At 72.3% G+C, this 7,159-nt stretch carries 9 protein-coding genes; all 9 read left to right on the top strand.

Annotation, left to right across the window (positions count from 1 at the left end):
• Positions 1–294: DUF4115 domain-containing protein (locus tag ACY45C_RS18445; RefSeq protein WP_462188825.1), on the top strand; the 294-nt coding region annotated here is incomplete at its 5' end.
• Between the two features lie 4 nt (positions 295–298).
• Positions 299–1,870 (top strand): MiaB/RimO family radical SAM methylthiotransferase, encoded by a 1,572-nt coding sequence (locus ACY45C_RS18440; RefSeq protein WP_462188824.1) that lies wholly within the window; start codon positions 299–301, stop codon positions 1,868–1,870.
• A gap of 95 nt (positions 1,871–1,965) precedes the next feature.
• Positions 1,966–2,670: a CDP-alcohol phosphatidyltransferase family protein gene (locus ACY45C_RS18435; protein WP_462188823.1), complete on the top strand. Its 705-nt coding sequence runs from the start codon at positions 1,966–1,968 to the stop codon at positions 2,668–2,670.
• Positions 2,660–3,961, top strand: coding sequence for a competence/damage-inducible protein A (locus ACY45C_RS18430; RefSeq protein WP_462188822.1), 1,302 nt, complete (start codon positions 2,660–2,662; stop codon positions 3,959–3,961). The genes ACY45C_RS18435 and ACY45C_RS18430 overlap by 11 nt, the downstream gene beginning before the upstream one ends.
• Positions 3,962–4,082: 121 nt before the next feature.
• On the top strand, positions 4,083–4,394 hold the full coding sequence (locus ACY45C_RS18425; RefSeq protein ID WP_462188820.1) for a helix-turn-helix domain-containing protein: 312 nt from the start codon (positions 4,083–4,085) through the stop codon (positions 4,392–4,394).
• Between the two features lie 253 nt (positions 4,395–4,647).
• Positions 4,648–5,115 (top strand): Dps family protein, encoded by a 468-nt coding sequence (locus ACY45C_RS18420; protein ID WP_462188819.1) that lies wholly within the window; start codon positions 4,648–4,650, stop codon positions 5,113–5,115.
• A 180-nt stretch (positions 5,116–5,295) separates the two neighbouring features.
• Entirely contained in the window at positions 5,296–5,490 is a 195-nt protein-coding gene (locus tag ACY45C_RS18415) for a hypothetical protein (RefSeq protein ID WP_462188818.1), read from the top strand.
• Positions 5,491–5,539: 49 nt separating this feature from the next.
• Complete coding sequence (locus ACY45C_RS18410; RefSeq protein WP_462188817.1) at positions 5,540–6,379, top strand: PspA/IM30 family protein; 840 nt, start codon at positions 5,540–5,542, stop codon at positions 6,377–6,379.
• Entirely contained in the window at positions 6,376–7,158 is a 783-nt protein-coding gene (gene pspM, locus ACY45C_RS18405; protein ID WP_462188816.1) for a phage shock envelope stress response protein PspM, read from the top strand. Before ACY45C_RS18410 ends, pspM begins: the two co-directional genes overlap by 4 nt.
• The last annotated feature ends 1 nt before the right edge of the window (position 7,159 follow it).

Below are 7,159 nucleotides of genomic sequence, written 5' to 3'. Positions count from 1 at the left end.
AAAGAGACAGGGCTGGAGGTGCGCGACGACGCCGAGCAGGTCCTGCTCTCCCAGCTCCTGCAGTCCGGCGACAGCCGGACGGTGACGGCGTCGGGGGCCCTGCACATCAAGGTGGGCAATGCCGGTGCGGTCGATGTGTCATGTAACGGCAGGAGCCTCGGGGCGCCGGGTGGACCCGGGCAGGTCGTGACGATCCGGGTGAGCGCCGCCGCTTCCGGCGCCTGCGAGGTCGGCGACGAACAGCGTAGCGGTCTCGTGGCCGCGTCACCGCCCGCGCCGGCCCCGGTAGCCTGACCTGGTGTCCACACGTCTCTATCGCCGGGTAGCTCTGATCACGCTCGGTTGTTCCCGGAACGAGGTGGATTCGGAGGAGCTGGCCGCTCGGCTCGGCGCGGACGGGTGGGAGCTCGTCTCCGACGCCGCCGACGCCGACGCCGTGCTCGTCAACACCTGCGGATTCGTCGACGCGGCGAAGAAGGACTCCATCGACGCCCTGCTGGCGGCGGACGACCTGCGGGCCGGTGGCGGTCCGTCCGGTCCCGCGGACGGCGCCGGCCCGGGTCCGCGCGCGGTGGTGGTCGTGGGCTGCCTGGCCGAGCGGTACGGAACCGAGCTCGCCGAGAGTCTGCCCGAGGCGGACGCGGTCCTCGGATTCGATGCCTATCCGAACATCGCCACGCACCTCGCGGCCGTGCTGGCCGGTACCCCGGTGCCCGCGCACTCCCCGCGTGACCGGCGGACGATGCTGCCGATCACCCCGGTGGACCGGGCCGCGCCCGCTCTCCCGCCGGGCGCGGTGCCCGCCGGAGCCGTTCCGCTGCGCCGGCGGTTGACGACCGGGCCGGTCGCCGTCCTGAAGATCTCCAGCGGGTGTGACCGGCGCTGCGCCTTCTGCGCGATCCCGTCGTTCCGCGGCTCCCACGTCTCGCGGTCGCCCGATGACGTGCTCGCCGAGGCCGAATGGCTGGCCGGTCAGGGTGCCCGCGAGCTGGTCCTGGTCAGCGAGAACTCCACCTCCTACGGCAAGGACCTCGGGGATCTGCGCGCGCTGGAGAAGCTGCTGCCGCAACTCGCGGCGGTGTCGGGCATCGTCCGGGTGCGCACGGTCTACCTGCAGCCCGCCGAGATGCGTCCGTCGCTGCTCGAGGTGCTGCTGACCACTCCGGGCCTCGCGCCCTATCTCGATCTGTCCTTCCAGCATGCGAGCCCGCCGGTGCTGCGCCGGATGCGCCGCTTCGGCGGCAGTGGGCATTTCCTCGACCTGCTCGCCCGCGCCCGCGCGCTGGCGCCCGACCTGGGGGCGCGATCCAACGTCATCGTCGGGTTCCCGGGGGAGACCCCCGAGGATGTCGACATCCTCACGGAGTTCCTCGAGGCCGCCGAGCTCGACGCCGTCGGCGTGTTCGGCTACTCCGACGAGGAGGGTACCGAGGCCGCCGGGCTGACGGGCAAGATCCCCGATGAGCTGATCGAGCGTCGGAGGGTACGCGTCACCGACCTCGTCGAGCAGCTGACCGCCGCCCGGGCGGACGCGCGGATCGGCTCCCGGGTACAGGTTCTGGTGGAGGAGGTCGCCGGTGGTCTGGCCACCGGCTGCGCCGCCCACCAGCAGGCGGAGGTCGACGGCGGCTGCGCCGTGCGCCTGTCCCCGGGCGGCGCGGCGGATGACGGGCCGGAGCGCCTCGGGGTGGGGGATCTCGTCGGGGTGGGGGATCTCGTCGAGGCCCGGGTGGTCACCACCGAGGGTGTCGATCTGATCGCGGAGTTCACCGCGGTGCTCGATCGGGCCCGTCCCACGGCCGCGGTCGCGCGGCCGGCGCCGGACCGGGCGGCGGCCCTCGTGGGCCGGGGCGTCGCGGATGGGACGTGACGGCGTCGGGCGCCGACGCCAGGGGGGAGCGCGGCGAAGGGCCGTCGCCGCTCCCCGCGGAGCCCGTTTCTGCCCCGGTAGTCCCTGCGGCCCCGGTGGTTAATGTCGCCAACCTGCTGACGATCGTGCGGCTGGTGTTGGTGCCGGTCTTCGTGGTCTTCCTGTTCGCCGGGCCCGACGGGCATACCTGGCGGTACGCCGCCTTCGGCGCCTATGCGGTGGCCGCGGTGACCGACCAGATCGACGGCTCCATCGCCCGCCGCTGGCACCTCGTCACCGACTTCGGCATCCTGGTCGATCCGATCGCCGACAAGGCGCTGACCGGTGCCGCGTTGATCTCGCTGTCCGTGCTCGGCGAGCTGCCCTGGCCGGTCACCGTACTGATCCTCCTGCGGGAGGTCGGCGTCACCCTCCTGCGCTTGTGGGTGATCCGCTTCGGGGTGATCGCGGCGAGCCGTGGGGGCAAGGCCAAGACCCTGCTGCTGAACGTCGCGATCGGTCTCTACGTGCTTCCGCTGGCGGGTGTTGCCGCCACGAGCCGGGCTGTGATCCTCGCGGCCGGCGTGGTGGTCGCCATGGTCACCGGGATCGATTATGTCTGTCGAGCTCTCGCGCTGCGGCGGCGGGCCGCGCGGGATCCCGGCGGTGTCACCCCGCCGACGGGCGCGCCATCCACCGGCCTCTCGCCCGGCACCGGCCCCCCGGTACGTCACCGGGGGGCCGGGCCGGCCGGGTCCGCCCCGTCAACGGCGGCCGGACCGACCATCAGGAAGACGGAGGGGCGGACCGATGCGCGCTGAGCTGCTGGCGGTGGGGGACGAACTTCTCTACGGCGACATCGTCAACGGCAACGCGGCCTGGTTGGGTCGGCAGCTGGCCGATGTCGGAGTGACCGTCACGACGTCGACGGTCGTCGGTGACGACATCGACATGATCGCCACGGCGATCCGGGTGGCACTGGACCGGGCTGACGTCGTCATCATGACCGGAGGGCTCGGTCCCACCCAGGACGACCTGACCCGCGAGGGCATCGCCGCCGCGGCCGGCGTCGGCCTGCGCCGGGACGACTTCCTGGAGTCGATGCTGCGGCGACGGTTCCGGGACCTGGGCCGCGGTGACGGTGGCCGGCGCGTGCCCCAGATGAACTACCGGCAGGCGGACCTGCCCGAGGGGGCACAACCGCTGCCGAACGGCGTCGGAACAGCCCCGGGGATACGGATGGAGATCGGGACCGGCGTCGTCTACGCGATGCCCGGTGTGCCGTTCGAGATGAACGACATGTTCACCGCCAGCGTGCTGCCCGACATCCTGCGCCGGGCCGGGCAGCCCGCGGTGGTCGTCCACCGGGTGCTGCGCACGGCGGGCATGTGGGAGTCGGCCGTCGCCGAGGCCCTCGCGGACGAGGTCGACCGGCTTGCCCCGATCGGCAATCCGCGCATCGCGTTCCTGGCCAGCGGTGGCCAGACCCGGGTGCGTATCACGGCCCGGGCCCGGGATCGGGCCGAGGCCGAGATGCTGATCGCACCGGTGGAGACCGCGGCCCGGACCGCGCTGGGCGCCGGGGTGTACGGCGGTGCGGACGACTCCCTCGAAGGCGTGGTCCTGGGGCTGCTCGTCCAGCGGTCGGCGACGCTGGCCGTCGCGGAGTCCATCACCGGGGGGCTGCTCGCCGGGCGGCTGACCGACGTCCCCGGTGCGAGCGCCGCGTTCCGTGGCGGCATCGTCTCCTACGCCACGGAGGTCAAGGCGTCGGCGCTCGGTGTCGACGAGGGTCTGTTGGCCGCCGGGGGCGCGGTGTCGTCGAGGACGGCCGCCGCGATGGCGGCGGGGGTCCGGTCTCGGCTGGGCGCCACTTACGGGTTGTCCACCACGGGAGTCGCGGGCCCGCGGCCACAGGAGGACAAACCGGTTGGCACGCTGCATATCGGCCTGGCCGGACCGGATGGCACCGTCACCCGGTCGGTACGGCTGCCCGGGGACCGGCCGCGCATCCGCACCTACGCGGTGGTGTCCGCGCTGGACCTGGTGCGTCGGCTGCTCGCCGGGCTGCCGAGCAGCGAGATGACCACAACCGGCGACGGCGCGCCCTGACGCGCGAGACTAATCGCCGGACCTGAGGTGCTTACACAGTTACAGTCCCATCAACGAGGGCCCGATGGTTGCGGTGGTGGGTATACGGTGAACGCATCCCGCGGACGAAGGAGGAGGCTCGATGGTCCTGCTCCGACGCATGCTCGGCGAGGCGTTGCGCCGCCGCCGTCAGGATCAGCACCGCACGCTTCGGGAGGTGTCGTCGGCGGCACGGGTGTCGCTCGGCTACCTCTCGGAAGTTGAGCGTGGGCAGAAGGAGGCCAGCTCCGAGCTGCTTGCCGCCATCTGTGACGCACTGGGAGTACGGCTCGCGGACCTGCTGCGCGAGGTGAGTGAGGATCTCGAGCTCGCCGAGCTGGCGGTGCCCGCGCGGGTCGGCGCGCCCACCGTGGTGGTTCCCGCCCGCGCCGCGGTCGTCGACCGGGCGGCCTGAGTTGGGCGTCCGGCGTCTTCCGGCGTCCCGCCGCGTCGGCTGTCCCGTTCACGTGTCCCGTTCACGTTCGGGGTCTGCTCCGTTCATGACGTGCGCTCCGTTCATGATGTAGGTCTCGATGAGGTAGGTCTCGGTAGGTGTCTCGTTCGCGATGTCGGGCTGTGCTGGGCGCCGGGGCGTTCTGGACGCATACGGATCTCTTCACGGGGCACGCCGCAGGGAGCAGATGTCTCCGGCGTGAGAGGGGTCGAGTATGAGCGCCATCCGCAGCCCGTTGTCCGACGGGGCACGAAGCGTCACCGGTGAGGCCATCCAGGGCACGTTGATCGACCTGATCGACCTGTCCCTGTCCGCCAAGCAGCTGCACTGGAACGTCACCGGGCGCACCTTCCGCAGTGTGCATCGCCAACTCGACGAGGTCGTCGACCTGGCGCGTCGTTACGCGGACGCCACCGCCGAACGTGCCGTCGCGATCGGGGTCAACCCGGACGGTCAGTCCTCGACGGTCGCCCGAGGCACCCACCTGCCGGGAGTGGAGGTCGGGTACATCCCGGATGAGAAGGTGATCCGGCAGACGACCGAGGTCCTCGCCGGGGTGGTCACGAGGATGCGTACCCGCATGGACGCGACCGAGAAGGCCGACCCGGTCACCCAGAACCTGATCATCGAGATCGTCCACGACCTGGAGGAGCAGCACTGGATGTTCCAGGCGATGGTGTGAGTCCCGCGCCGGGGGCGGTTTGCCCTCCCCCCGAAAGGGCCATCCCCCGAAAGGGGTTGTCTGGTGGCGGGTGGCGGACCCCTCTGCGACTCTCCCGAGATAGTTCTCGTGGCGCAGGTTGGTGTCGATCGTCGTTCCCGGGCGGGCTCCCGGGCATGGCCCGCAGGGAAAGAAGATCGCGTGAATACCCCCGCGTGGCCGGAGGACGATGACGGCTGGTCGGAGTGCCGGCTAGTCCAGGTGTGCAAGAGCTGTAACGGGTTGGGCGAGCTGCTGGTGGTCTTCGCCACCGCGCGCGGCGGCTTTGTGCCGGCCTGCCGGGCATGTCTGGTCTGCGCGGGACGCGGCCGCACGGCGCTGCAGCCGCCCGTCTGAGTCCGCCGCGGGGTAACCCGCCGCGGCTCCGGCGTGCGACGATCGATGTATGGCGAATGTCGTCCGCAAGATCTACCGCTATCTGTCGGCCTCGGCGAACCGGAAGTTCGACGAGAAGGCCGACCCGCGGGTGCAGATCGACCAGGCCATCGCGGAGGCCCGGCAGCAGCACGAGGCGCTGGTCCAGCAGGCGGCGCTTGTCGTGGGTAACCAGCGTCAGCTGGAGATGCGCATGGCACGCCAGGTGGACGAGGTCGCGAACCTCACCGAGTCCGCCCGGTCCTCGTTGCTGCTGGCTGACAACGCGCGAGCGGCCGGCGATCTGGCCACCGCGGCCGGCTACGAGGAGACGGCCCAGGCGTTCGCCAGCCAGCTGGTCTCGGCGGAGGCATCGCTGGAGGACCTGAAGAACCTGCACCGCCAGGCCGCCGCGTCCGCCCAGCAGGCCCGGACCGCGGTCGAGGACAACACCGTGCGGATGCAACGCCATCTCGCTGAGCGTGCTCGCCTGCTGACACAGATCGAGCACGCCGCCATGCAGGAGCAGATGACCAAGGCGATGGAGGGGATGTCCTCGCTCGCCCCGGCGGGGGACACGCCCACCCTCGGGGAGATCCGCGACAAGGTCGAGCAGCGATACGCGGTCGCTCTCGGGCGCCATGAACTCGCCTCCCAGGGGATGGAGGCGCGGATGATCGAGGTGCGGCGCGCGACCATGGACGCCCGGGCCTCCTCCCGCCTCGCCGAGCTGCGCGGTGACATGGCGGCCGGGGGCCAGCTTCCCGCTGGCGCGGGCGGTTCCGCGGCGTCATCCGGTCCCGCGGCGCCGCCTGGTTCCGCGGCGTCATCCGGTTCCGCGGTCAAGCCCACCGGCGGTGGGACGCCGTGAGTCGGAAGGCGGGACCGGCCGTGACCGGCTGGCCGGGGTGGGACGGGGTGCCGGGCGGGGCACTGCGGCCGGTGTTGCCGGACTGGGTGCGTGCCGATGTCGAACGCCGGTCGTTGCTGCGGGCCGAACGGCGCGCCGGGCGTGGCGTCCGGTGGGCGCGTCGTCGGGCGGCGGTGACCGCCTTCGGATGGACCGCCGTGGCCGCGGTGACGCCGGTCGCCGCCGTCGTGGACGGCTGGGGCTGGCTGGTTGTGGGCGGCGCGGCGATCATCAGGGCGGGTCTCGCCGGCTGGGAGACGGCCGTGATCCGGCGGGAGGACCGCGGGTTCGCCCTGCCGAGCGCCCCCGCTCCGCCGCCCTGGGCGTTGCGGCACTCGGCGGCCGCCGAGCCGTTGCGCCGTGGCGAGGCGGGTCTGGCGGCGCTCGTCGCGATGGCCCGGACGCTTGCTCCCGGCGCCGCCCGCGGCCCGGTGCGGGCGGCCGTGGCCGGCGCCGCCGATCTGGTGGACGGGCTGCGGGTCACCGCCAGGCGGGTCGTCGCGTGTGAAAGGGCGGCCCGGGCGGTGACGCATCCCGCTCGACGAGCCGAGATCCTGGCGACGAGGAAGGACCTGGTGGCCGGAATGTCGGCGTCGGTGGCCACTCTGGACGACCTGCTGGCAGCGGCCAGCGAGGTCGTGGGCACGGTGGTCGCGTCCTCGCCGGACCTGGCCCGACTGACCCAGCAGATCGAGGCTCTGCGCAGTTATGCAGATGCTCTGCGTGAACTTTCGGGTTGAT

Source organism: Frankia sp. CcWB2, assembly GCF_977927585.1.
This window is presented reverse-complemented; position numbering and strand designations above follow the sequence as displayed.

Coding starts and splice junctions, on each gene's coding strand:
- ACY45C_RS18420 (WP_462188819.1), top strand. CDS start 4,648: ATGAGCGCCATCCGCAGCCCGTTGTCCGACGGGGCACGAAGCGTCACC.
- ACY45C_RS18430 (WP_462188822.1), top strand. CDS start 2,660: ATGCGCGCTGAGCTGCTGGCGGTGGGGGACGAACTTCTCTACGGCGAC.
- ACY45C_RS18425 (WP_462188820.1), top strand. CDS start 4,083: ATGGTCCTGCTCCGACGCATGCTCGGCGAGGCGTTGCGCCGCCGCCGT.
- ACY45C_RS18410 (WP_462188817.1), top strand. CDS start 5,540: ATGGCGAATGTCGTCCGCAAGATCTACCGCTATCTGTCGGCCTCGGCG.